The sequence below is a fragment of the Nocardia sp. NPDC051832 genome (genome assembly GCF_040681285.1).
In the GTDB taxonomy this organism is placed as follows: Bacteria; Actinomycetota; Actinomycetes; order Mycobacteriales; family Mycobacteriaceae; genus Nocardia.
Genome location: NZ_JBFAYL010000007.1, coordinates 181,378 through 206,003 on the forward strand (window position 1 = coordinate 181,378; position 24,626 = coordinate 206,003).

The window sequence follows — 24,626 nt, forward strand, 5'->3', positions numbered from 1 at the left end:
CCCACGGGCGGGATAAGTTGCGGGCACCTGCGTCAGTTGCCGACTTTACCGCTGGTCGCAGATCACATCCAAGCGCAGCGAGGTATCTCACCACATTCATAGGAGCGGTTGTGAACAGGGGATTACTCTGCGCGGTCGATCAGTGTTCATTCGAACGTATGTGCCGGTCCCGGGAGTTAGCTGGGCGGCGGGCTCAGCTGACCCGGGAGGGGCGGTGGTTGGTGTCGACGAGTACTGCCCGGGCGAGTTCGGCGGCGCCGATCATGCCCGCGGCCTCGCCCAGCTGGGTGGTGCGGATGCGAGCCAGGGGGCGGTGGCCCGCGCCGGTGACGGCGCGGGCGTACTCCTCTCGGGCGTCGTCGAGGAAGAGCGCGGAGGAGCTGCTGACGCCGCCCGCGATGACCACCAGGTCCGGGTCGAAGATGTCGCTGACGAAGGCCAGGCCGAGGCCGAGCCAGCGGGCGAAGTCGGCCATCGCGGCCAGGGCGATCGGGTCGCCGTCCTGGGCGGCGCCGGCGACCCGGCGGCCGGTGAGCGAGCCGGGGTCGCGGTAGACCTCGCGGGCCAGCACGGTCGAGCTGACCGGGTCGGTGGCCAGGAGTTCGATCGCGGTGTCGGCCAAAGCCGTTCCACTGCAATATCTTTCCCAGCAGCCGTGCTTCCCGCACGGGCAGGACCGGCCGTGCGGGACCACCTGCAGATGACCGAGTTCCGGCGCGACGCCGTGGGTTCCGCGATACAGCTTGCCCTCGATGAGCAGCGCCGCGCCGATGCCGGTGCCGATGGCGATCAGGACCACGTTGTGGCCGCCCGCGGCCGCGCCGAAACGGTACTCGGCCCAGGCCGCGGCATTGGCGTCGTGCTCCAGGATGACCGGCAGCTCCAGTCGTTCGGTCAGGCGCTTGGCGACCGGGGTGTCCTGCCACGGCAGATGCGGCGCGAACCGGACGGTGGTGCGGTCGCTGGTGATGAACCCGGCCACCGCCAAACCGACCGCGCCGATCGCGTGCCGGTCGCAGAGTTCGCGGACCGAACGGGCGAGGGCGTCCTCCAGGGCGCGCGCGGAATGTGGCGTCGGCGCCACGACGGTATCGAGCACCTGGCCTTCCGCGTCGACCACGGAGGCGCGAATGTTGGTGCCGCCGACGTCGATTCCGACGGTCAGGGGATGGGCACCGGCGATCGGGCGGGTCATGCCTTGAACGTCACGGGGATTTTGATGTACCGGGAACGCTTGCGCCCCGGCCCGCGATCGGTGCGCGGCTCCGCCGCGGCGGGCGGCGGCGGGGCGGCTGGCTCCGGCGGCGAATCATCGTGCGGGGGTTCGTCTTCCGGATCGGGCAGCACCGGCTCCACCGGGATCCCGGCCAGCGCCTCGCGCAGCACGGTGACGATCGAGGTGCCGTGATCGGCGATCGCTGCCACCACATCGTGGTGTTCCCCGCGCACCAGCGCCGCCGCCGCGCACACCGGGCACCAGCTGCAGCTGGACCACTCCGCCTGCCCTTCGGTGGCGGAACGGCGCAGCACCGGCTCGACCTTCTCCAGCACGGCCTCGGCCAATAACTTCAGTTCCTCGGCGAATTCGCCGAACCCGTCGGCGTGCGCGTCGTGCGCCGCGCCGGGCTCTCGTTCCCCGGTCATCGCGGCCAGAGCTCCGGGTCCGGAACGAAACGCAGCACCAGGTGATTGCCGTCGAGTTCGGCGCCGTCGACTGTGCACCGCCGCAACACCGGCGCCAGGCGCACCCGGCGCCGGACCCCGTCCGCTCCCACGATCACATCGTCCTCCACTCGTCCCAGTCGCAGCGTCGCCGGATCGACGACGGGCAGGTGCATCCGCAATGTGTAGACCGAATGCAGGCCGGTGCCCGACTCCCATCGAACCACCGGTTCACCGGAACTTGTGCGAACCTCCGGCAGATTGTATGTGGGGGTGTCCCCCCACACCCCCTGCTGCTGCGGGGTTACGCCCGTTGGACCGCCGGTCGGGGGGTCGCCCAACGCAGGTCCGGAGTCCACCGCGTAGGCCAGCGCGGACAGGGCGGTGATGCCGACCGGTTCGGGGCCGCTGTGCTGGGCGATCAGTATCGGGAGAGCGCCGTCGACGCGGCTGTGCAGCTGTTCGATGACGCGCAGTTGCTCGGCGCGCCGGCTCAGGTACCAGTCGATCGCGGGATGCGCGGAGTCCGCGGGCGGGACCGCGGGCAGCACCTTGTTGACCAGCACCGCGTCCAGGCGCAGTCCGAGCAGCGCGGCGGCCGAGCGCACCCGATCGGTCTCGGCGATCGCGACCCGTTCGGCGACGGTCACCAGTGTCGCGCCGGTGCGGGCGTGGTCGGCCAGCAGGTCCCGCACCTCGGTGACCGCGGCGACGATCTTGTTCACGGTCGCGGCGAGCACCGCGCGCCGCAGGTCGATGCCGCCGGCGCTCATGGCGCGCGCGTGCGGCGGCCACATCCGTTCGAGATAGCCGAGCAGGGTATCGGGCGCGGTGACCAGGCGCAGCATGTCCGCCGAGGGCGGGCAGTCCACGACCAGCACATCCCAGTCGTCCTCGTCGGCGTACTGCGCCAGCTCCACCAGCATCAGCAGTTCCTGTACGCCGGGCAGCCCGGTCAGCTCGGCCGGGTCCAGCGCGGCCAGATCGATGCCGTGCTCGTGCCGGCCGCCGGTGGCCAGCATCCGCACCACGTCGCGGAACCGATCCTCCAGCAGCGCAAGGGAATCCACCTCGATGGCATCGAGATTGGGCGCCACCCGGGCGATGCCGGTGACGGTGCCCGGGTCGTGCGGGAAGCGCACGCCGAGCGCGTCCCCGAGCGAGTGCGCCTGATCCAGGGAGGCGATCAGCACCCGCTGCCCGGCGCGCGCGTAGGCCATCGCGGTAGCGCACGCCAGCGTCGTCTTACCGACCCCGCCTTTGCCGACGAACAGCTCCAGCCGGGTCACGGCGGTCAGCCTTCCACCCGTTTCTTCAGCTCCTTGAGCGCGGTATCGGTGATCACCTTCTCGGCTTTGCGCTTGAACATGCCGATCATCGGGATGTTCAGGTCGACGGTGAGTTGATAGCTCACCTCGGTGCCGCCGTCGGGGCTGTCGCGCAATTCGTAGGTGCCGTCCTGCGCCTTCTGTAAGTCACCACTGATCAGCTGCCAGCTGACCGCGCGGTCGTCGGCGCGCCACTGGTAGGTCAGGACGTAGGTGTCCTTGACGACGCCCGCGTCGAGCACGAACCGGGCGGTGCGAGCGCGGCCGTCGGGCCCCTTCTCCAGCACCTCCACCGATTTCGCGGCCGACACCCACTCGGGGTAGGACTCCAGATCGGCGATGACGGCCATCACCCGCTGCGCGGGCGCCTCGATGAGGATGGACCTCTCCGTCCGGTCGGCCATCAGCAAGCCGGGGCCACGCCCGCGGGCCGCCCCGCCTCCAGCCGCGATTTGATCTCGAACGCCATCTGCTTGCCCGCCACCCGGCGCGTCCGGTTGGCGGCGAGCAGCCGCTTGGCCGGGATCGCGTCCCGCGGTTCGGCGTGCAGGAAGTAATGCAGGATCACCCCGTCGAGCATGTCCTGCAGCCACACCTCCATGGTGCCTTCCAGCGCGCCGCTCACGGTCCAGCGAATGCCCTTGTCGCCCCGGTCTTCCCGCACCTCGAGGCTGAGGTCCGGCCACCACTTACGCCAGTTCGTCGGCCCGCCGAGGATCTCGGCGACCGCGGCGCCCGAAGCGGCGACGAATGTCTGATCCGCGACCTGAATACTGCTCACAAAGCTGAGCGTAGTGGATTAGGACACAGCACCGTTCAGTGCAGTAGGTGCGCGAGCCGGTCGCCCAGGCTGTCCCAGCGCCACTGCTGTTCCACCCAGGCCCGGCCCTCCGCGCCCATGCGCGCCGCCGCGTCCCGGTCGGCGAGGATGGCGATGATGGCCTTGGCGATGGAGTCGGTCTTGCGGCCGTCGACCACGCGGCCGGTCTTGCCCTCGATCACGGTCTCCGGCGCGCCGCCCGAATTGCCCGCCACCACCGGAACACCAGAGGCGGAGGCCTCCAGGAAGACGATGCCCAGCCCCTCCACGTCCAGGCCCGCGCCCCGGGTGCGGCAGGGCATCGCGAACACGTCGGCGAGGGTGTGGTGCGCGGCGAGTTCGGCGGACGCGACGCGGCCGGTGAACACCACGTCCCGGTCCACGCCGAGGGCAGTCGCGAGGCCACGCAGCTTGTCCTCGTAGGGGCCGCCGCCGGCGATCACCAGCACCGCGCCGTCGATCTTCGCGCGGATCTCGCGCATAGCCACGATCAGCGCGTCCTGCCCCTTGCGCGGCACCAGCCGCGACAGGCACAGGATCGTGGGACGGTCGCCGAGCCCGTAGCGCTCCCGCAGTTCCGCGCGCGCGGCCGGATCGGGCCGGAAGACCTCGGTGTCGACGCCGGGCGGCAGGTACTCCAGCGCCGCGTTCGCACCGAAGGCCGAGGCGAAGCGATGACGGGTGTAGCGGCTGACGTAGGTGACCACGTCGGTGTGCTCGCCGATGGAATGCAGCGATTGCCGCGCGCCCGGCAGCATCGACCAGCCGACCTCGTGCCCGTGCGTGCTCGCCAGAATTCGTTCCGCGCCCGCCCGGCGCAGCATCGGCGACAGCAGCGCCAGTGGGGCGGCCGCGCCGAACCAGACGGTGTCGCAGTTCTCGCTGCGCAGCAGGCGCGCGGCGCGCCGCAGCACCAGCGGCGTCGGCAGCATCAAGGTGGTGGGGTGGCGGACCACCTGGAACTTCTGTTTGGCGTCGAACTTCAGATGGCTGTCGCCTTTCCAGCGCGGGGCGTAGACGACCAGGTCATCGGGCGGTAACTGCCCGGCGAGTGCCTGCAGATACGACTGGATACCGCCCGGCCGAGGCGGGAAATCATTGGTAACCAGCAGAGTTCGGGCCATAACCGAACAACCTACTGTGTCCGATTCACCGGGCGGAAAACCCGTCGTCGGGGCTAGTGGGCCGAGAGCCGGCCGCGCCAGGCCCGCACGAAGTCCGGGCGGCTGGTGTGCAGGACTTCGCGCAGGATCCGGTCCTCGGTGTCCGGGGTCTGCGCGCCCGCGGCGAGGCGGCGGTAGAGCTGGACGAGGCGGGGTTCGCCGTAGGTTTCGGCGAGGAAGGCGCAGGCCGACCACGCCTGTTCGTACGCCGCCGCGGCGTCGGAGCCGGTGAACGCGCTGTCGGCGGGCAGGTCGGCGGGGACGTCGCCGGTGCGCAGGCGAGCGGTGAGGGTCGGGGCGATCTCGGCGAATGGCAGCCGCTGCGCGCGCTGCGCGGCGTATTCGGCGAAGCCCTCGAGCATCCACTGCGGTGCCCCGTCGACGGTGTCGGCGCGGGTGGCGATGTGCGTGAGTTCGTGGCGCAGGACGGTGCGCAGGCCGTCGGGGGACAGGCGGCGGCCGGCGTCGGGGCTGAAGACCACGCGCTGTCCGGTCGGTGTGGTGCCGTGCGTGAACGGGTCGGCGACCGAGGCGGCGGCGACCTCGCGCGCGAGCAGGCTGCCCGAGCGCAGCAGTGCCGCGAACTCCGACGCGTTCGAGGCGACGACGACCAGCGCGGATCGCGCCCACCCGGTGCCCCACAGCTCGGTGATCGAGGCGGTGGCCGGTGCGAGTTCGGCGGCCAGCACAGCCATTTCGGCGCGCTGGCCGGAATGGCCTACGACCAGCGATTCCGGTCCGTCACCGGTCGCCACCCGCAGCGCGGTGAGCTCGCCGAAGGGCTCCATGATGCCGCGCACCGCCGTCAGCCGCGGATCGTCGGTGGCCACGTGCTGTGCCGAACCGAGCTGGTCGGCACGGTTTTTCGGCAGTACCCAGTTCGGTGCGACGAGCAGTGCGCCGCAGGTACCGGTCAGCATGGTCACCATGCCGACGGTGAGCGCGAACTGACCGCGACGGCGCGCGCCGCACCAGCGCCGGAACCGGCGCAAACCCCGCATAGCGAATCAGTATCGCCGAGCGGAGTGGTAGGGCGTGGTGTTGATGGGTGCGACCGCGACCGGGACGCCGAAGGTGGAGGCGTGCAACATGAGTCCGTTGCCTGCGTAGATGCCCACATGCGAGATCTCGGGGTAGAAGAAGATCACGTCGCCGGGCAGCATATTTTCTTTCGACACCGGCGTGCCGAAGGCGGCCTGCTGCGAACTGGTGCGCGGCACGTTCTTGCCGACCTGCTTGAACGCCCACTGCACCAAGCCCGAGCAATCGAACTGGTTCGGACCGGTCGCGCCCCAGACATACGGGTCGCCGACCCGAGTCATGCCCGCCGCGAGCGCGCTGGTCCCGCTGCCGGGCACCAAGCCCTTCAGCAGCGTGTCGCGGTCGAAGCCGGGCGGGAAGGGCGAACCCGCCCAGGCGGCTTTGTCTTTGGCGGACAGCGCGGTCCAGGCCTCGACCACCTGCGCGGTGGCGGTGCCGAGTTCGTTCTGCTTGCCCTGCAGATCGGCGCGCACCTTGTCGGACTTCGCGGCGGCGTCGTGCGCGGCGTCGGAGGCGGCGCGGGCGGCGGACTCGGCGGCCGAGGCGGCGTCGGTGGCCTTCTTGAACTGCTTGAGTTGATCGGTGGTCTGCGCGGTCATCACGTCCAGCACCGACATCTGATCGAGCAGCTGCTGCGGCGAGTCACTGGTCAGCACCGCGAACATACGATTGGTCTTCGCGCCCTGATAGGTCGCGATGGCGGTGCGGTCGATGACCGGCTGGAATTTGCGCACCTCTTCGCGGGCCGCGTTGAGCGAGTTGCGCTTGGTCGCGAGGGTGGCGTCGGCGTCGCGCTGGAGCACGAGTTTGGCGTCGAGATCGGATTGCGCGTTGAGCGCTTCCTCGTTGAGCTTCTCGGATTCGCGGGATAGCTCGATCAGCTTCTGCACCGCTTCACCGGCGGTGGCGGGCATCGCCACCGGGTCGGCGCCGGCCGGTCCGATGCAGACGGTCGCGGCCAGGATTCCCGCCGCAAGTACCCCTCCCACAACACGATTGGTGCGAAGTGTTCTGTGTGCGGCCACGGCCTGCCTTGCCCCGTTCTCTGTCATTGAGCAATAGGTCTCGATTAGGTTACGGAACGGCGTAGGTCTGTGTCCAGTAGGGAACAAACCGGTCACACCCCGGCTGGGTATGTTGCGGCGGGAAAACGCTTGCTACCCAGCCGGGGTGGGCGCTCAGTAGCGGCGCGCGCCCGCGAACGGCATCTCCGACATCGAGGCGATCTTCACCGGGACGCCGGAGGTCGAGGCGTGAATGACGTTGCCGTCGCCCGCGTACAGACCGGAGTGGCCGCCGCCGTAGAACGACACCACGTCGCCGGGCTGCAGGTCGTCCATCGAGATCGGGGTGCCCGCGGACAGCTGGGCGCCGCTGGTGCGCGGTAGCTCCATGCCGGCCTGGCGGTAGGACCACTGGACCAGGCCCGAGCAGTCGAAGGCGTTCGGGCCGGAGGCGCCGTAGACGTACGGGGCGCCGAGCTTGGATTCGGCCGCTTCGAGGGCGATCTGGCCGGCGGTCTTCACCGGGGCCGGCGGAACGAACGGGGCGGGCGCCGGATTGGGCACCTCGATACCGGGAATACCCGCCGGGATCGGGATCTCGTTGGGCACCTCGAAGGTGCCCACGCCGGGGATGGTTACCGGCTGTGCCGACGCGGGAGCCGCGGGCAGGAGGATCGCGCCGATGGTGGCAGCGCCGACGGCTCCGGCGGCAACGGCACGCCGCGCCCCGCGCTTGACGGTGTTAGACGCCATGATGCGTTTCTTCCAATCTGCCCCACGACGCTGCACCCGGTCTGGTGCGGCGGACTGCGTGCCGTTCGCACCGTCTCCGTGAAGGGGTCTGGTGCGGCGGACTCCGTGAGGTCTCGAAAAGGTTACGAACACATCACGGGGCTTTGTAAAGCCGTACCGGTCGGAATTGGGGGTGCACCGCCATTTCGTGCTCGCTTATCTGCGAGATATCTCACACGGATCACGAAACAATAAATACCGACCGTTATCAGGGAGTTCTCAGGTCGTTCACCGGCGCGTCGCGGGCCCGGGACCGGCTGCGATAGGGAGCCGATATGGGTGCATTCGCGCAGGTAGTCTGGATAGTGAAGATCGTCGGCGAGGCCCCGGACCGGTCAGATGACCAAAACTCGCGTGACACGCCGGGTTTCGAGTTCGATGGAGATCGACACGCCCGGGCGGTTTATTTAGACCAGCGTTGAATGTGACCTGCATCACATTTTGGTTAACTAGATCGAATCGCGGGCATCGAAACGAAAACCTCGCGCGGAATTCGACAGTTTCTCCGTGGGTTTTGTTGTGGGCTCAATCAACTGTCCTGGGCTTTCGCGCCTGGCCGAGCTTGTCGGTGCCTGCGCCTACGCTGCACGCCGTGCCCGACCCGTTCGCCGCCAAGCAGCTGGCCTTCGATGAGCTCGACACCCCGCTCTACGACACGACTTTCGTCATCGTGGACCTGGAAACCACTGGGACCAGCCCGGATGGCGACGCGATCACCGAGATCGGTGCGGTGAAGGTGCGCGGCGGTGAGGTGCTCGGCGAGTTCGCCACCCTGGTCAACCCGGGGCGCGAGATCCCGCCGCAGGTCGTGCACATCACCGGAATCACGCACGCGATGGTCTACGACGCCCCGCGCATCGAGCTGGTGCTGCCCGGGTTCCTCGAATTCGCCAAGGGGGCTGTTCTTGTCGCGCACAACGCGCGATTCGACACCGCGTTCCTCAAGGCCGCCGCCGCGCGCAGTGACACCGCCTGGCCGAATCCGCCGGTGCTGTGCACGGTGAAGCTGGCGCGGCGGGTGCTGACCCGCGACGAAGCGCCGTCGGTGCGGCTCGGAGTGCTGGCGCACGTCCTCGGGGCGAGCACGCAGCCGACGCACCGCGCCCTCGACGACGCCCGCGCCACCGTCGACGTGCTGCACGCGCTCATCGCCCGGGTGGGCAACCAAGGCGTGCACAGTCTTACCGAGCTCCTCGACTACCTGCCCAACGTGACGACCGGTCAGCGGGCCAAGCGGGTGCTCGCCACCGACCTGCCCGCGGATCCCGGGGTGTACCTGTTCCGCGGGCCCTCCGACGAAGTCCTCTATATAGGCACCGCGGTGAATCTGCGCCGCCGCGTCCGGAATTACTTCACCGGCTCGGAAACGCGCGGGCGCATGAAGGAAATGGTCGCACTGGCGACGCGGGTCGACCACGTGGTGTGCGCGCACGCACTGGAAGCCGGTGTGCGGGAACTGCGCCTGCTCGTCGCGCACGCGCCGCCGTACAACAGGCGCTCCAAGTTTCCCAAGAAGGCGTGGTGGCTCACGCTCACCGACGAGCCCTTCCCGCGCTTCGCCATGGTCCGCACCCCCAACCGAGATGCACTGGGCCCGTTCAACTCTCGGCTCGATGCCACCGACATCGCGGCGACCGTCGCCGAGCACGTCGGACTGCGCACCTGCACCACCCGGCTGCCGCGCACCGGAGTCCACGATTGCCCGCCCGCGGTGGTCGGCGGCTGCCCCGCCGCCCGCGTCTCCGAAATCGCCATGGATATAAAGGAATACGCGCCCACCGCCACGGCGGTCCGGGACCTCTTCGCCGGCCGCTCCGACGCCCCGGTCCGGGCGATGCTCGCCCAGCTCGAAACCTATTCCCACGCCGAACATTTCGAAGCCGCCGCCCGCCTGCGCGATCGCGCGGTCACCGTCGTGCGGGCGATCGCGCGCACCCAGCGCCTCGCCGCCCTCGCCCGCATCCCCGAACTCGTCGCCGCGCACCCCGACGGTGCGGGCGGCTGGGAATTCTCCGTCATCAGATACGGGCGTCTCGCGGGCGCGGGCACCGCCCGGCGCGGCGTTCCGCCCATGGCAGTTGTCGAACACCTCGTCGCCGCCGCCGAAACGGTGCTCCCGGAGGGGATCACCCACCGACCGGAGAATCAAGAGGCGCTGCCGGGCCTCGCGGCGCCCGAGCCTGCCCGCCCCGCGGTATCGAGCCGGCGAACCGAGGACTCTTCGCCAGGCGGCCACCGGACACTGCGTGACAGCCCTTCACAGCCCGACGGTCTGCTGCCGGGCGGCGGTTCGGGGTCGCCGCTCGATCGCGCCGCGCCGCTCGGCAGCCCGCAGTGGCACGAGGGACCACCGCTGCTCGGTGGCTCTCCGTCGGGCGACCGCCTGCCGCCCCGCGACGTTCCTGCACCGAGCGCTGGTTCGCGGCTGGACGGTCGTTCCGAGGTGGGCGGTGGGCCGCCGCACGATGGCAACTCGTCCAGGGACAGCACACACTGGCACGACGGCCCGCCACTGCTCGGCGGTTCGCCGGAGGAGATCGGGTTGGTGGTGCGCTGGCTCGCCCGCCCGGGCGTCCGGATCGTGCGCGGCACCGCCGGCTATTGGGAACCGCTCTTCGGCGCCGCCCGCTGGCTGACCTGGGCCGACCACGCCGAGGCGGCTGCCCGCACCGAACTCGCGGGAGCGGAGTACCTCGGCCAATTAGGCTGACGACCATGATTAACGCGATCGTGCTCATCCACGCCGAAAACGGCCGCATCCCGGAGACCGCCCAGGCCGTCGCCGACACCGCCGGCGTCACCGAGGTCTACTCCTGCGCGGGCGATGTCGACCTGATCGCGATCGTCCGGGTCCGCGACCACGAGAAAATCGCCGAAGTGGTCACCTCCGGCATCGACAAGGTCTCCGGCGTCCTCCGCACCACCACCCACATCGCCTTCAAGTCCTACTCCAGCGCGGATGTCGAGGCCGGATTCTCGCTGGGGGAGTAGCCCGGCGGCCTGGAACCCAGCGCGGACGATGCGCCGGGTTCCAGGCCGAAGATCTAGGACCCGAACGACCCCGTGCCCGGACCGTTCGGCTGACGTTGGCCGCCGTCGACGTTCCAGACGCCGCAGCCGGTGGTGGAGAAAGCGGTGTCGGTGGCGGGGATGCGAACCTGCCGGGTATGGCTGCCGCTCTCGAGCACGTCGCCCGAACCCGTCAGCCGCGCCCAGGAACAGCCCGGCGAAGCGGTGGTCGTCGTGTAGTAGCCGGGTGAAATGTCGACGCCCACCTGGTACACGCCATCGTGATCCATGGTCAACGGGGCAGCGACCGCCGTGGCCGCGCTGTACAGCGTTGCCGCCGCGGCGAGGCCGAACCCGTTGAGCCACACATTTTTACGCATGATCACCAAGCTAGGGCCGGGCGCTCCGCCCGCCAAGACCACGGAACTGGCGGCCCGGCACGGGCCCTAGTTCTCGCCGAGGGTGTTGGTGAGCTTGGCCCAGTTGTCCAGCAGCGCCGCGGATTTGCCCGCATCGATGGCGGCGGCGGCGCGTTCGATGCCGGTGCCCAGGGCGTCGTGGATGTCGGTGCCGGGATCGCCTTCGCCGCGGGACCAGTCGTAGGCGACGATCGCGGCGGCGGAGTTGACCAGCACCGCGTCGCGGACCGGGCCCGCTTCACCGGCGAAGACCGCGCGGGCGATGCCGGCGTTGGTGTCGGCGTCGCCGCCGCGCAGGGCGTCCAGGTGGACGCGGGGGATGCCGAGGCGGGTGGGGTCGATGGTGGCTTCGCGCAGGCGGCCGCCGGAGACGACCCAGGCGGCGGTGGTGTCGGAGGTGGTGATCTCGTCGAGGCCGTCGTTGCCGCGGACCACCAGGGCGCTGGCGCCGCGTTCGGCGAAGACGCCCGCGACCACCGGTACCAGATCGGCGAAAGCGCAGCCGACCAAGCCCGCGCGCGGCTGGGCTGGGTTGGTGAGCGGGCCGAGGATGTTGAAGACGGTGGGGATGCCTATTTCTTTCCGGGCCGCGCCCGCGAACCGCAGCGCCGGATGGAAGACGGGGGCGAAGCAGAAGCCGATGCCCGCCTCGCGGACACACTGCGCGACCGCCTCCGGTCCGAGATTCAGCTTCACGCCGAGCGCTTCGAGCACATCGGCGCCGCCGCTCTTGGAGGAGGCGGCGCGGTTGCCGTGCTTGACCACGGGAACCCCGGCCGAGGCGACCACGATCGAGGACATGGTGGAGATGTTCACCGAGCCCGATCGATCGCCGCCGGTGCCGACGATGTCGACGGCGTCCCCGTCGACGTGCACCAGGCGAGCGTGCGAGAGCATGCCGGAGGCGAGGCCGCCGAGCTCCGCGGGCGTCGGGCCCTTGATCTTCATCGCGACGCCGAACGCGGCGATCTGCGCCGAGGTCGCGTTGTCGGACATGATCTCGTTCATCGCCCAGGTCGTGTCGTCGGCTGCCAGGTCGCCGCCATCGGCGAGAGTTCCGAGTACCTGTGGCCAACTGCGCACGCTGCTCATGTCCTTCTCCCTATTACTGGTTGCCCACCAGTCTGTCGCGATGCAGCTTATCGGGCCAGACGTTATTCCCCGGGTGTGGTGCTGGGCTGGAGGGCGTCCCAGCCGTCGGCGAATCCGTCGTGCCGCTGCGCGAGCCCCGCCATCCGGGATCGTTCCTGCGAGCAGTGCAGGGCGTCGAGGACCTGCACGCGTCGCAGGATCAGGTTCTCCAGGTCACCCGCGGCGGCCGAATCCACAGGCCCGGGGGCGTATCCGTCCTGCGCGGCGATTTCACAGACCCGCCCGATCTGCGCGGCGGGAATCCGGAGATGGTGACGCAGCACCACGGGGGCGTCCGCGACCAGGGCGGTTGCCCGCGCCAGCGCCGCCGAACACGCCTCCGCGTCATCGAAACTCGCCGCGACAACCACCAGATCCGGTCGATCCGGGTCCAGCGAGGCCGCCTCGCCACGCCCGAACAGCCGTCGCAACAAACCCTTCACAGAGACCTCCATCTCAGCATTTCCTCAGCGCCGCCTGCCATGCTAGGCGCGGTCGTCCTGCGCAAATACCCACGCGTCCTGCATAAACACAGACACGCCGACACCGATGCGAGACCCACTCTGTCCGTGCGTTTTCCGACACGGGCAGACAAGTTTCGCACCCGGGTACTTGTGTCGTACTACGACGAGTCATACTTACCGGCGTGACGACCGCAGTAGGCACCCCAGGATCGGCCATTACTCAGCGTGTGCATTCGCTGAACCGGCCCAACATGGTCAGCGTCGGTACCATCATCTGGCTGTCCAGCGAGCTGATGTTCTTTGCCGGCCTCTTCGCCATGTATTTCGTCGCGCGCGCGCAGGCCCACGGCAACTGGCCGCCGGAGCCGACCGAGCTGAATCTGAAGCTGGCCGTGCCGGTCACGGCCGTGCTTGTCGCCTCCTCGTTCACCTGCCAGATGGGTGTGTTCGCGGCCGAGCGCGGCGATGTGTTCGGACTGCGCCGCTGGTACGTCATCACGCTGGCCATGGGTGCGTTCTTCGTCGCTGGTCAGGGCTACGAGTACTACCACCTGGTGCATGAGGGCACCTCGATCTCCAGCAGCGCCTACGGCTCGGTGTTCTACATGACCACCGGCTTCCACGGCCTGCACGTGATCGGCGGCCTGATCGCGTTCGTGTTCCTGCTGATCCGTACCAAGGTCAGTAAGTTCACGCCCGCGCAGGCGACCGCCGCGATCGTGGTCTCGTACTACTGGCACTTCGTCGACATCGTCTGGATCGGGCTCTTCGCCACGATCTACTTCGTCCGCTGAGCGGGCGACACCCAGCTACGTACAAGTCGGTTCCGTCTACTCAAAGGGACACAGATGAGTTCATCTCCCCCGTCAGCGCCAGAGCCCGCCAGCCCCGGGAGTGGTCAGGCCACCAAGGTTCGTAAGCAACGCCGCCTGCGCAGGCGCGTCGCCGGCGGACTCGCGCTGCTGATCGGTCTCGTCGGAGCCGGTTTCCTGGCCACGGCCCTCACGCCGGAACCCCAGGTCGCCACGGCCAACCAGGACCAGACTGCGCTGATCCGCGAGGGCAAGCAGCTCTACGACACGTCCTGCATCACCTGTCACGGCGCCAACCTGCAGGGCGTCAACGACCGCGGTCCGAGCCTCATCGGCGTCGGCGACGCGGCGGTGTACTTCCAGGTCTCCACCGGCCGTATGCCGCTGGCCGCCAACCAGGCTCAGGCCGCGCGCAAGCCGGAGAAGTTCGACGCCGCGCAGACCGACGCGCTGATGGCCTACATCCAGGCCAACGGCGGCGGCCCCACCGTGGTGCGTGACGCCAACGGCGAGATCGCGCAGGCTTCGCTGCGCGGCCCCGACGTCGCCCGCGGTTCGGAGCTGTTCCGGATGAACTGCGCCTCCTGCCACAACTTCACCGGCCGGGGCGGCGCGCTGTCCTCCGGTAAGTACGCGCCGCCGTTGAACGAGGCGAACGAGCAGCAGATCTACACGGCCATGCTCACCGGCCCGGAGAACATGCCCAAGTTCTCCGACCGGCAGCTGACGCCGGAAGAGAAGCGCGACATCGTCGCCTACGTGCGCAACGCCGACGAGGAATCCGCGCCGGGCGGCTGGGACCTGGGTGGTTTCGGCCCCGCGACCGAAGGTCTGGCCGCTTGGGTCATCGGCATCGTCGCCATCGTCGGTGCCGCGATGTGGATCGGATCCCGATCATGAGTGAGAAGGAGCCCAACGACATGGGTCGGCCGGATGAGGGCCACGACAGCGAGCTGTCGACGACAGAGACGCGCGAGCTCGACGTCAATCGCGACTACACCGAGGCCGAACTCGACGCGATGTCGCGGGACGAGCTGGTCCGGCTCGGCACCATGCGCGACGGCGTCGACGTCGCCTACCGCCGTGAGCGTTTCCCGATCCCGGGCACCCGGGCCGAGAAGCGCGCCGAGCGGGAGGTGAGCTTCTGGTTCGCCATCTCCGCGCTGTCCGCGGCCGCTCTGATCGGCGTGTTCCTGTTCTGGCCCTGGGAATTCAAGGGCAAGAACGAGGACGGCCACCAGGCCTACTCGCTGTTCACCCCGCTGATCGGTCTGACCTTCGGCATCTCGATCCTGGTCGTCGGTGTCGCGGTCGTGCTGATCCGCAAGAAGTTCATCCCGGCCGAACTGTCGATCCAGGATCGCCACGACGGACCGTCGCCCGAGGTCGAGCGCCGCACCCTGGCCGCTCAGCTCGGCGATGCGCTGGACACCTCCACGCTGGCCCGCCGCAAGATGATCACCCGTACCGCGGGCGCCGGTCTCGGCGTGTTCGGTCTCGGCGCGCTGCTGGTGTTCGCCGGCGGCCTGATCAAGAACCCGTGGGCCAAGGGCGACAAGTCGCCGCTGTGGGTGTCGGGCTGGACCCCGGACTTCGCGGGCGAGACCATCTACATCCGCCGCGACACCGGCCGTCCCGAGGACATCGTCCTGGTGCGCCCGGAGGATCTGGACGCGGGCTCCATGGAAACGGTGTTCCCGTGGAAAGAGAAGTGGCGTGGTGACGAGCACGCGACCCTGCAGTCGCTGCGCGGTATCCGCAACTCGGTCATGCTGATCCGCCTGCGCACCGCGGACGCGGAGAAGGCGATCAAGCGCAAGGGCCAGGAGAGCTTCAACTACGGCGACTACTTCGCCTACTCGAAGATCTGCACCCACCTCGGCTGCCCGACCTCGCTGTTCGAGCAGCAGACCAACCGGATTCTCTGCCCCTGCCACCAGTCGCAGTTCCTGGCGACCGAGTGGGGTAAGCCGGTCTTCGGTCCCGCCGCTCGCGCACTGCCGCAGCTGCCGATCACCGTCAACTCCGAGGGCTACCTGGTCGCTGCCGGCGACTTCATCGAGCCGCTCGGACCGGCCTTCTGGGAGCGTCGTTCATGAGTGTCGCCGCACAAGCCAATGGAATGGACGAGCGGTATCGCGCCGCGGCGTTCGCGAAGCGGTCGATCAACAAGGTCTTCCCGACGCACTGGTCGTTCCTGCTCGGTGAGATCGCGCTGTACTGCTTCATCATCCTGCTGCTGTCGGGTGTGTACCTGACCCTGTTCTTCGATCCGTCGATGAGCGAGGTCGTGTACAACGGCGCCTACCAGCCGCTGCGCGGCGTCACCATGTCGCGCGCCTACGAGACCTCGCTGGAGATCTCCTTCGAGGTGCGTGGCGGTCTGTTCGTCCGCCAGGTGCACCACTGGGCCGCGCTGCTGTTCGCGGCGTCGATCATCGTGCACCTGTTCCGCATCTTCTTCACCGGCGCGTTCCGCAAGCCGCGTGAGGCGAACTGGGTCATCGGCTCGCTGCTGTTGATCCTGGCGATGTTCGAAGGCTTCTTCGGCTACTCGCTGCCCGACGATCTGCTCTCGGGCACCGGCCTGCGTGCCGCGTTCGGCGGTATCACCATGGGTATCCCGATCGTCGGCACCTGGATGCACTGGCTGATCTTCGGTGGCGACTTCCCCGGCACCATCATCATCCCGCGCCTCTACATCGCGCACGTGCTGCTGCTTCCGGGCATCATCCTGGCGCTGATCGCCGCGCACGTCGCGCTGGTCTGGTACCAGAAGCACACCCAGTTCCCCGGACCGGGCCGCACCGAGAACAACGTGGTCGGCGCCCGCATCATCCCGGTGTTCGCCGCCGACCAGGGCGCGTTCTTCGCCTTCACCCTCGGCACCATCGGCATCATGGGCGGCGTGCTGCAGATCAACCCGATCTGGAACCTGGGTCCGTACAACCCGTCTCAGGTCTCGGCGGGTTCGCAGCCCGACTTCTACATGATGTGGACCGACGGTATGGCGCGTCTGATGCCGCCGTGGGAGCTCTACATCGGCAATTACACGGTTCCGGCCGTGTTCTGGGTCGCGATGATCATGGGCCTGGTGTTCACGCTGCTGATCGCCTACCCGTGGATCGAGAAGCGGCTCACCGGCGATACCGCGCCGCACAACCTGCTGCAGCGTCCGCGTGACGTGCCGGTGCGGACCGCGATCGGCGCCATGGCGATCGCGTTCTACCTGGTGCTGACCCTGTCCTGCGTCAACGACATCCTGGCGTTGAAGTTCGACATCTCGCTGAACGCGACCACGTGGGCCGGCCGTATCGGCCTGCTGGTGGTGCCGCCGGTGGCGTACTACGTCGCCTACCGGTTCTGCCTGGGTCTGCAGCGCAGCGACCGCGCGGTGCTCGAGCACGGCATCGAGACCGGCGTGATCAAGCGCCTGCCGCACGGCGAGTACATCGAGATCCACCAGCCGCTGGGCCCGGTCGACGACCACGGCCACCCGCTCCCGCTGGAGTACCAGGGCGCGCACGTGCCCAAGAAGATGAACAAGCTCGGTCTGGCCGGCAAGCCGGGCACCGGTTCGTTCCTCCGCCCCGATCCGTGGCAGGAGAGCGAAGCCCACTTCGAAGCCGAAGAGGCCGAAGAGCACAAGCAGCTCGCCGCCCTCGCGAAGGCCCAGCAGAAGGCCCTCGACGGCAAGTCCGGCCACTGATCGGCCGGTAAAGCGGAAGGCCCCGAGTCGGAAACGACTCGGGGCCTTTGCTTTTGCGCTGTCAGCGGCGGCGGTGGGCCTCGATGGCCTCGAACTTGGCCAGGTTGTGGCGGGCGTCGGCGAGGGCGTCGTGAGCGTCCGGGGGGATCGGGGGGAGGTCGGGGCGGCCGTGGGCGTCCCAGTGCTGGCGCAGTTCGTTGGTGTAGCGGGGGAGGGTGTTGGGGAGGTCGACCATGGAGCCCCAGAGTTGGCACAGGGCTACGTGGTCGTAGGCGGAGACCCAGGCCCACAGTTCCGGTTGGACGGTGGGGCGGGGGACGAGGAATTTGTAGAGGTCCTCGCGGATCTGTTCGCGGCTGCGCCAGAGCGGGGAGGCGGGTGCGGGCAGCTGGGGGAGTACGTATTTGCGCACCCAGGGGCCGGCCCGCTCGGGGTCGAATTCGGTTGATACCGCGTAGTATTCGCGGCCGTCCTCACAGACGACGCCGATCGATACGAGGTCGATCGTCACTCCGTCCTCGATGAACTCGCAATCATAGAAGTAACGCGACGAGATCGCCTCTTTCGGTCGTGGGGTGGCATGGGCCGGTTGGGTCAACCCTAAGCCCGGGATGCGAGGCGTTTGCCGCAAGCCCCACCAAGGTGGAATTCGCCGCCACCAAGGTTGCGATGATTTCCTACTACCTCTGGGTATCTGCCGATCTGCGGTGACCGTATTCTGAATCTCGTGAACTGGACCGTCGACGTACCCATCGACCGCTTGCCGGAACTGCCGCCGCTGCCCGCCGAGCTGCGCAGACGTCTGGACGCGGCGCTGGCCCGCCCCGCGCTGCAGCAGCCGTCGTGGGATCCCGAGCAGGCGGCGAAGATGCGCACCGTGCTGGAGAGCGTGCCGCCGATCTGCGTGCCCGCCGAGGTGGAGGAGCTGCGGGAGCGGCTCGCCGAGGTGGCGCGCGGCGAGGCATTCCTGATGCAGGGCGGTGACTGCGCGGAAACCTTCGCCGACAACACCGAGCCGCACATCCGTGGCAACATCCGCACCCTGCTGCAGATGGCCGTGGTGCTGACCTACGGCGCCAGCCTGCCCGTGGTGAAGGTGGCGCGGATCGCCGGTCAGTACGCCAAGCCGCGCTCCTCGGACACCGACTCGCTGGGTCTGACCTCCTACCGCGGCGACATGGTCAACTCGCTGGTCGCCGACGAGAAGCTCCGGGCGCACGACCCGTCCCGCCTGGTCCGCGCCTACGCCAACGCCAGCGCGGCGATGAACCTGGTGCGCGCGCTGACCAGCGCCGGCATGGCCGATCTGCACAAGGTGCACGACTGGAACCGCGACTTCGTCGCCCAGTCGCCCGCCGGCGCCCGCTACGAGGCCCTGGCCGAGGAGATCGACCGCGGCCTCGCGTTCATGAACGCCTGCCGGGTCAACGATCCGAGCCTGCAGTCCGCGCGCATCTACGCCAGCCACGAAGCGCTGGTGCTCGATTACGAGCGCGCCATGCTGCGGCTGGGCGAGAACCCGGCCACGGGCGAGCCCGCGCTCTACGACCTGTCCGCGCATTTCCTCTGGATCGGTGAACGCACTCGTCAGCTCGACGGCGCGCACATCGCCTTCGCGGAGCTGCTGGCGAACCCGATCGGCCTGAAGATCGGGCCCACCACCACCCCCGAGCAGGCGGTGGAGTACGTGGAACGCCTGGACCCGAACAACGAACCGGGCCGGCTGACCATCGTCTCGCGCATGGGCAACGGCAAGGTGCGCGACGCCCTGCCGCCGATCATCGAGAAGGTCCAGGCCACCGGACATCAGGTGATCTGGCAGTGCGACCCGATGCACGGCAACACCCACGAGGCGTCCACCGGCTTCAAGACCCGCCACTTCGACCGCATCGTCGACGAGGTACAGGGCTTCTTCGAGGTGCACCACGCTCTCGGCACGCACCCGGGCGGCCTGCACATCGAGCTCACCGGCGAGGACGTCACCGAATGCCTCGGCGGCGCCCAGGACATCTCCGACCTGGACCTCAACGACCGCTACGAAACGGCCTGCGACCCGCGCCTGAACACCCAGCAGTCGCTGGAGCTGGCGTTCCTGGTCGCGGAAATGCTGCGCTGACCCCAGTTTCGAGGAAAGGGCGCCGGATCTCGATCCGGCGCCCTTTCGCTGTTTGTCAGGGGAGTGCGGTCAGGGTGATGGTGCTGCCCGGCTCGACCCGGCTGCCCGCGCCGGGGGCCTGGCCGATGACCACCGAGGTGTCGGAATCGGTGAGGGACTGGACCTGGACCTTGAACCCGAGCGCCACCAGTTTCTGGCGCGCTTCGCCGACGCTGGAGCCGACCAGGAACGGGATCTTCACCGCGTCGGAGACGATCAGCGTCACCGAATCACCGGAATTCACAGTCGTTCCCGCGGCGGGATCGGTGCCGACGACCTGGCCGGACTCGATGGCCTTGTCGAATTCGGTTTGCTGACCCTTCACCTTGATGCCGGCCTTGGTCAGGACCGAGGTCGCCTCGTCGACGGTCTTGCCGCGCACGTCGGGCAGTTTCACCGGCGGCGCGCCGTTGCTGCGGTACACCTTCACCTGCGCGCCCATCGGCAACACGGTGCCGACGCCGGGTTCGACCCGCGCGAGACTGCCCTTGGGCAGCTGGCTGCCGACCTCGCCGGCGTCGATGGGCTGCAGGCCGGCGTCGCGGACCAGCTGATTGACCTTCTTGATGTCGTCACCGGGCTGCACGTCCGGCACCCGCGGCTTGCCGCTGGAGATCAGCACCGCGACCGTGGAGCCTTTGGTCACCTTGGATCCGGCGGACGGATCGGTGCCGACCACGCCGCCCAGGGGAATGGTGTCGGAGGCCTTCTGCCTTGTCTCGCTGTCGAATCCGGCGTCCTGCAGGGCCGCGGTGGCCTGCTCGGCGGACATGCCGGCGACGGGCGGGATCGGCGAATAGCGGCCGACGCCGAGCCACCAGCCGCCGATGCCGACCAGCAGGGTCAGGGCGACCACGATCGCGGCCCACACCAGCGCCGTGCGGCGCGATTTCACCGGATCGGCGCCGTAGGGCTGCGGCGGCTGACGGCGCGACGGCGCGTAGTCGTGGACCTCGGTAGCGCCGTATCCGTTGCCGGGGCCGTATCCGCTGTCCGGGCCGTAGCCGTCGTCGTAGCCGTCGGGCCCGTAGTCGGGCACGCGCGGCCGCGCGGCGGTCACCACCTTGGTGTGCTGCGGGTCCGGCGTGTACTGCGGCTGCGGCGCGGGCTGCGGGGAGGCGTTCCGTCCGCTGAGATCGGCGACGGAGGTGAATCCGGCGCTGAGATGCTCGGCCGATTCCTGCGGCGCCGGCACCCGGTAGGGCGGCAACTCCAGGTCCGCGGCGATGGCACGCAACGCGGCCGCCATCTCGCCGGCGTCGGCGAACCGGTGCAGGGGCTCACGGGCGGTGGCGCGGGCGACGAGATCGTCGAACTCCGGCGGCACGCCGGCGATGAACTCGCTCGGGCTCGGCACGTCGTTCTCGATGCGCTGGTAGGCCACCGAGATCGAGGTGTCGCCGGTGAACGGCACCCGGCCGGTCAGCAACTCGAAGATCAGCACGCCGAACGAGTAGACGTCACTGCGCGAATCCGCGGACCCGGAGGTCACCTGTTCCGGCGACAGATACGCCGCGGTACCCAGGATCACGCTGGCCGAGGTGGTGTTGGCCGCCGCGACCGCCCGGACCAGGCCGAAGTCGGCGATCTTCACGTCACCGCTGTCGGAGATCAGCACGTTCTCCGGCTTGATGTCGCGATGCACCAGGCCCGCCGCGTGCGCGACGCCGATCGCCTCGAGCACCGGTTCGGCGACCGCGCGCACCGCGTGCGGCGGCATCGGACCGCGTTCGCGCAGCAGCTCGCGCAGCGTCCCGCCTTCGACCAGCTCCATGATCAGGAACGGGTATTCGCCGTCCACGCCCTGGTCGTACACCCCGACCAGGGACGGATGCTTGAGCTTGGCGACCGCGCGGGCCTCGAATTCGAAGCGTGACAGGAACTGCGGATCACCGGCGAACTTGGGATCCATCACCTTGATCGCGACCGGGCGGTCCAGCCGGGTATCCATCCCGCGGAACACCATCGACATCCCGCCCCGCGCGATCGGCGCGTCAATCCGGTAACGCCCTTCCAGGATCTGCCCGATCAAGTCGTGTCCTCCAAAAACTGTCGTCCGCGCCGTGCGGCCCCCACGATGGTAACTGTGTTCGAGCCGGGATCCCGGCCTGCCGCGACGGTTTTTCCGCATGCGCCGGGTGTCTCGCGACCTGCGCGCGGGCACCGTCTACCGTTATCGGGGTGAGTGCATTTCCCTGCAGTGATGATGTTCTTCCGGAGTCGGTGTCCCTGCTGCCACTGCCAGAAGTGGCCGACAAGCTCGGCATCTCGGTGACCCGAGTGCATCAGATGCTGCGCGACCACCAATTGCTCGCGCTGCGCCGGGCCGGCGTCGCCGGCGTCCCCGAGATCTTCTTCGACCCGCACGGTGGCGTGACCAAGCACCTCCCCGGGCTGATCACCGTGATGAAGGACGCAAAATACAGCGACGAGGAGATCCTGGAGTGGATCTTCACCGACGACGACAGCCTGCCCGGTAAGCCGATCGACGCGCTGCACGGCCCGCTGGCCCGTGAAGTGATCCGCCGCGCGGCCGCCGACCCGTTCTGAACCCGGTCTGATCCGCGGTAGCGCCCGCGCGGCGCTACCGCCATTCAGCGCGCGAGGAGCTGGGTCGCCGCGACGCGCAGGCGCTTGGGCGTCCCGACCACCGCACGCTGGTCGAAGACGGCGTAATCGCGTCGCTCGATCTCGGTGAGGATGGCCGCGTACAGGGTGCTGGCGGTGCGGATGGCGGGGCGCACCCGCGGTTCGAGCAGGTCGATGCCGGGGTCGGCGCGCCGGTAGATGCCCCGGTTGACGGCGATCAGATGCGCCAGGGCGCGGCGGACCCGCGGGTCGGTGCGCCCGGTGCGCCGGCAGTGCAACAGCAGGTCGTGGTCGACGCCGAAGGCGATGAGATCGTCGGCCGGGAGATAGACCCGGCCGCGGTCCAGGTCTTCGCCGACATCGCGCAGGAAATTGGTGAGCTGGAAGGCTTCGCCGAGCGCCGCGGCGGCCGGTTCGGCGTCGGCCCGGGGGACTACGGTGCCGAGCACGGGTAGTAGTTGCAGGCCGATCGCGGCGGCCGAGCCGCCCATGTACGCGCGGAGTTCGGTCATGTCGGCGTAGCGGTCGCGGTAGTGCCCGGAGCCCGGAATGTCCATGCGCATGGCATCCAGGAACGTCCAGAAGTGGTGCGGGGCAATGTCGTATCGCGTGATCGTGTCGGTCAGGGCGAGCAGCACGGGTGCGTCGGCGACCGCGCCGGGTCCCTGTTCCAGCGCCGTGCGCAGCTGCTTCTCCAGCAGATCGACCGCGCCCGCGGGCCCGTGGTCGGACGAGACGCGCTGGGCGTGGTCGACGATGTCGTCCACGGTCCGCGCGAACGCGTAGAGCGCGTGCACGGCCGGTCTGCGCGGCGCGGCCAGCAGTCTGGTCGCCAGGAAATAGGTGCGCCCGTGTTCGGCGGCGATCCGCCTGCATTCCTGATAGGCGGCGTCGAGGGGCGTCGAGCTCATGGCCGCGGGACGGGAACTTCCGCGGGCGGGGGTGTGGCGCGCAACCGCAGCGGGTCCACCTTGCGCAGCGACAGCGCCGCCACCACGGCGGCGAAGGTCGCGGCGGCCACATGCGGGAGGTTGTAGAGCCCGATGTTGCCGTCCGGGGTGAAGACCAGCATCAGCCAGGTACACAGGCCGACCAGCACCATCAGGGTCGTGGTCGAGAGCGCGAAGCCGGCGGCCAGCGCCAGCGGCCAGGAGTAGTACCAGGGCAGCGCGGCGGGGGAGAGGATCACGATGGCGACGAACGCGATCGTGATGCCGAGCACGGCCTCGCGTTCGCTGTGCCGGAACCGCCACCAGGTCAGCACCAGCAGCAGCCCCATCAGCAGCTCGCACATCAGGCGGGTGACGTCGAGGACCGGCGCGAACTCGAGGGGGGTGACCCAGGTGGCCATGTGCGCCAGGATGGTCGGCAGCGAGAGCCAGTTGACGATCTTGTTGGAGCCTTGCAGCGCCTGCAGCCAGCCGATGCCGACCCCGGCGAGCAGCGAGGCCGCCGCGAAGACGGCGGCGAAGACGAGCAGGCCCAGTCCCGCGATCTTGGCGAAGACGAACGCCGGATGCGGCATGTCCCGCGAGGGGGCGGCCGCGTCGGTGTCGATGACCGCGGGATCGTCGGTCGGCTTGCCCAGCCGCTCGGCGGCGCGTTTCTCCTTCTCGTGCAGCATCCAGATCCACACCAGGAAGGGCAGTGCGATACCGGCGGTCGCCTTGATCGCGACGCCGATGGCGACCACCACGATGCCCGCGACATGGTGCCGCTCCAGCACGAGCGCGATGCCGGCGCACATCAGCCCGACCATCAGCATCTCGTTGTGCACGCCGCCCATCAGGTGGATCAGCACCAGCGGATTGAGCACCGCCAGCCACAGCGCGACCGTCGGCTTGCCGCCGAGGTGTTTGGTCAGATACGGCACCGCCCACATCATCAGCGCCAGACCGGGCAGCATCACCAGCCGCAGGCCGATGGTGCCCGCGACCACGTTGTCGCCGGTGATCGCGGTGATGCCGCGGGCCAGCAACAGGAAGATCGGGCCGTAGGGCGCGGTGGTGGTGGTCCAGACCGCGCTCACGTTGTCCAGCAGCACACCAGGATTGGCGACCGGACCGACCGCGTAAGGGTCGAAGCCGTCCCGCAGCAGCGCACCCTGCGCAAGATAGGAATAGGCGTCGCGACTGAACATGGGCGCCGCGAACAGCAGCGGGAAGACCCAGATGCCGACGATCGCGCGCAGCTCGTTCAGCGTGACCTCGGCGCCCGCGCGGTCGCCGGTGCCGATCGTGGTCCGCCCCAGCCGAACCCAGGCGGTGATCATGAGCAGCACGCCGATCCAGACGACCATGCTCGACAGCACCAGCCCGTGGCCGAAGCGCAGCCACGACAGATGCCAGGACTCCAGCAGCGGGTCGACTTTGCGGACGCTGCCCGCGCCGAAGCCGCCGAAGGTGATCATGATGGCGCCGACGAATCCCATCAGGGCCGCGTGGCCCTCGGGGCTGCGGATGAAATCGGCGTAGGTCTGCATCCGCGACCGCAGGGGGCGCGGGCTGACGGCGGTGTGGTCGGCCGAC

24 protein-coding genes are annotated in these 24,626 nt (G+C 69.0%); 8 read left to right on the plus strand and 16 right to left on the minus strand.

What is annotated here, in order from left to right; genetic code table 11:
• Positions 1–193 precede the first annotated feature (193 nt).
• The 9 genes from AB0M14_RS35085 to AB0M14_RS35125 form a co-directional block, all read right to left on the minus strand.
• Positions 194–1,195, minus strand: a complete 1,002-nt coding sequence (locus tag AB0M14_RS35085) for an ROK family protein (protein WP_365003539.1) — start codon at positions 1,193–1,195, stop codon at positions 194–196.
• Positions 1,192–1,644 carry a hypothetical protein gene (locus tag AB0M14_RS35090; protein WP_365003542.1) on the minus strand — a complete coding sequence of 151 codons (453 nt, stop codon included), beginning with the start codon at positions 1,642–1,644 and terminating at the stop codon, positions 1,192–1,194. The genes AB0M14_RS35085 and AB0M14_RS35090 overlap by 4 nt, the downstream gene beginning before the upstream one ends.
• Positions 1,641–2,951, minus strand: coding sequence for an ArsA family ATPase (locus tag AB0M14_RS35095; RefSeq protein ID WP_365003545.1), 1,311 nt, complete (start codon positions 2,949–2,951; stop codon positions 1,641–1,643). Before AB0M14_RS35095 ends, AB0M14_RS35090 begins: the two co-directional genes overlap by 4 nt.
• A gap of 5 nt (positions 2,952–2,956) precedes the next feature.
• Positions 2,957–3,394, minus strand: coding sequence for an SRPBCC family protein (locus AB0M14_RS35100; RefSeq protein WP_365003548.1), 438 nt, complete (start codon positions 3,392–3,394; stop codon positions 2,957–2,959).
• A complete protein-coding gene (locus AB0M14_RS35105) occupies positions 3,394–3,771 on the minus strand; it encodes a polyketide cyclase / dehydrase and lipid transport (protein WP_365003551.1) in 378 nt (125 codons plus the stop codon). The genes AB0M14_RS35100 and AB0M14_RS35105 overlap by 1 nt, the downstream gene beginning before the upstream one ends.
• Positions 3,772–3,806: 35 nt before the next feature.
• On the minus strand, positions 3,807–4,934 hold the full coding sequence (locus AB0M14_RS35110; protein WP_365003553.1) for a glycosyltransferase family 4 protein: 1,128 nt from the start codon (positions 4,932–4,934) through the stop codon (positions 3,807–3,809).
• Between the two features lie 53 nt (positions 4,935–4,987).
• Positions 4,988–5,974, minus strand: a complete 987-nt coding sequence (locus AB0M14_RS35115; protein WP_365003556.1) for a hypothetical protein — start codon at positions 5,972–5,974, stop codon at positions 4,988–4,990.
• 6 nt (positions 5,975–5,980) lie between these two features.
• Positions 5,981–7,039: an NlpC/P60 family protein gene (locus AB0M14_RS35120; RefSeq protein ID WP_365003558.1), complete on the minus strand. Its 1,059-nt coding sequence runs from the start codon at positions 7,037–7,039 to the stop codon at positions 5,981–5,983.
• A gap of 153 nt (positions 7,040–7,192) precedes the next feature.
• Positions 7,193–7,771, minus strand: coding sequence for a C40 family peptidase (locus AB0M14_RS35125; protein ID WP_365003561.1), 579 nt, complete (start codon positions 7,769–7,771; stop codon positions 7,193–7,195).
• A gap of 631 nt (positions 7,772–8,402) precedes the next feature.
• On the opposite strand from AB0M14_RS35125, the gene AB0M14_RS35130 reads away from it, so the two are divergent.
• Entirely contained in the window at positions 8,403–10,520 is a 2,118-nt protein-coding gene (locus tag AB0M14_RS35130; protein WP_365003565.1) for a DEDD exonuclease domain-containing protein, read from the plus strand.
• A gap of 5 nt (positions 10,521–10,525) precedes the next feature.
• Entirely contained in the window at positions 10,526–10,801 is a 276-nt protein-coding gene (locus tag AB0M14_RS35135) for an Lrp/AsnC ligand binding domain-containing protein (protein ID WP_365003568.1), read from the plus strand.
• Positions 10,802–10,854: 53 nt separating this feature from the next.
• Here the strand turns inward: AB0M14_RS35135 and AB0M14_RS35140 are convergent, their stop codons facing one another.
• From AB0M14_RS35140 to AB0M14_RS35150, 3 genes are all read right to left on the minus strand, one after another.
• Entirely contained in the window at positions 10,855–11,199 is a 345-nt protein-coding gene (locus tag AB0M14_RS35140) for a hypothetical protein (protein ID WP_365003570.1), read from the minus strand.
• A 66-nt stretch (positions 11,200–11,265) separates the two neighbouring features.
• Positions 11,266–12,330 carry an anthranilate phosphoribosyltransferase gene (gene trpD / locus AB0M14_RS35145; RefSeq protein WP_365003572.1) on the minus strand — a complete coding sequence of 355 codons (1,065 nt, stop codon included), beginning with the start codon at positions 12,328–12,330 and terminating at the stop codon, positions 11,266–11,268.
• Between the two features lie 62 nt (positions 12,331–12,392).
• Positions 12,393–12,824 (minus strand): hypothetical protein, encoded by a 432-nt coding sequence (locus AB0M14_RS35150; protein ID WP_365003575.1) that lies wholly within the window; start codon positions 12,822–12,824, stop codon positions 12,393–12,395.
• A 191-nt stretch (positions 12,825–13,015) separates the two neighbouring features.
• Here AB0M14_RS35150 and AB0M14_RS35155 point away from each other — a divergent pair, with 191 nt between their 5' ends.
• From AB0M14_RS35155 to AB0M14_RS35170, 4 genes are read left to right on the plus strand one after another with little or no spacing between them, the layout of a single operon-like run.
• Positions 13,016–13,627, plus strand: a complete 612-nt coding sequence (locus tag AB0M14_RS35155) for a heme-copper oxidase subunit III (protein WP_356970509.1) — start codon at positions 13,016–13,018, stop codon at positions 13,625–13,627.
• Between the two features lie 54 nt (positions 13,628–13,681).
• On the plus strand, positions 13,682–14,545 hold the full coding sequence (locus AB0M14_RS35160; RefSeq protein WP_365003579.1) for a cytochrome c: 864 nt from the start codon (positions 13,682–13,684) through the stop codon (positions 14,543–14,545).
• Complete coding sequence (locus AB0M14_RS35165) at positions 14,542–15,744, plus strand: ubiquinol-cytochrome c reductase iron-sulfur subunit (protein WP_365003582.1); 1,203 nt, start codon at positions 14,542–14,544, stop codon at positions 15,742–15,744. Before AB0M14_RS35160 ends, AB0M14_RS35165 begins: the two co-directional genes overlap by 4 nt.
• Complete coding sequence (locus AB0M14_RS35170) at positions 15,741–17,354, plus strand: ubiquinol-cytochrome c reductase cytochrome b subunit (protein WP_365003585.1); 1,614 nt, start codon at positions 15,741–15,743, stop codon at positions 17,352–17,354. The genes AB0M14_RS35165 and AB0M14_RS35170 overlap by 4 nt, the downstream gene beginning before the upstream one ends.
• 61 nt (positions 17,355–17,415) lie before the next feature.
• On the opposite strand, the gene AB0M14_RS35175 is transcribed toward AB0M14_RS35170, so the two are convergent.
• A complete protein-coding gene (locus AB0M14_RS35175; RefSeq protein ID WP_365003875.1) occupies positions 17,416–17,910 on the minus strand; it encodes a polyadenylate-specific 3'-exoribonuclease AS in 495 nt (164 codons plus the stop codon).
• 171 nt (positions 17,911–18,081) lie between these two features.
• Between AB0M14_RS35175 and AB0M14_RS35180 the strand changes: the two genes are divergently transcribed.
• The gene (locus AB0M14_RS35180; protein ID WP_365003588.1) at positions 18,082–19,470 is read left to right on the plus strand and encodes a class II 3-deoxy-7-phosphoheptulonate synthase; all 1,389 of its coding nucleotides are present in this window, start codon (positions 18,082–18,084) and stop codon (positions 19,468–19,470) included.
• A 55-nt stretch (positions 19,471–19,525) separates the two neighbouring features.
• Here the strand turns inward: AB0M14_RS35180 and pknB are convergent, their stop codons facing one another.
• The gene (gene pknB, locus AB0M14_RS35185; protein ID WP_365003590.1) at positions 19,526–21,541 is read right to left on the minus strand and encodes a Stk1 family PASTA domain-containing Ser/Thr kinase; all 2,016 of its coding nucleotides are present in this window, start codon (positions 21,539–21,541) and stop codon (positions 19,526–19,528) included.
• Positions 21,542–21,690: 149 nt separating this feature from the next.
• On the opposite strand from pknB, the gene AB0M14_RS35190 reads away from it, so the two are divergent.
• Positions 21,691–22,059, plus strand: a complete 369-nt coding sequence (locus AB0M14_RS35190; RefSeq protein WP_365003593.1) for an Rv2175c family DNA-binding protein — start codon at positions 21,691–21,693, stop codon at positions 22,057–22,059.
• A gap of 44 nt (positions 22,060–22,103) precedes the next feature.
• Here the strand turns inward: AB0M14_RS35190 and AB0M14_RS35195 are convergent, their stop codons facing one another.
• The gene (locus tag AB0M14_RS35195) at positions 22,104–23,009 is read right to left on the minus strand and encodes a phytoene/squalene synthase family protein (protein ID WP_365003596.1); all 906 of its coding nucleotides are present in this window, start codon (positions 23,007–23,009) and stop codon (positions 22,104–22,106) included.
• Positions 23,006–24,580 carry an alpha-(1->6)-mannopyranosyltransferase A gene (locus tag AB0M14_RS35200; RefSeq protein ID WP_365003878.1) on the minus strand — a complete coding sequence of 525 codons (1,575 nt, stop codon included), beginning with the start codon at positions 24,578–24,580 and terminating at the stop codon, positions 23,006–23,008. Before AB0M14_RS35200 ends, AB0M14_RS35195 begins: the two co-directional genes overlap by 4 nt.
• Between the last annotated feature and the right edge of the window lie 46 nt (positions 24,581–24,626).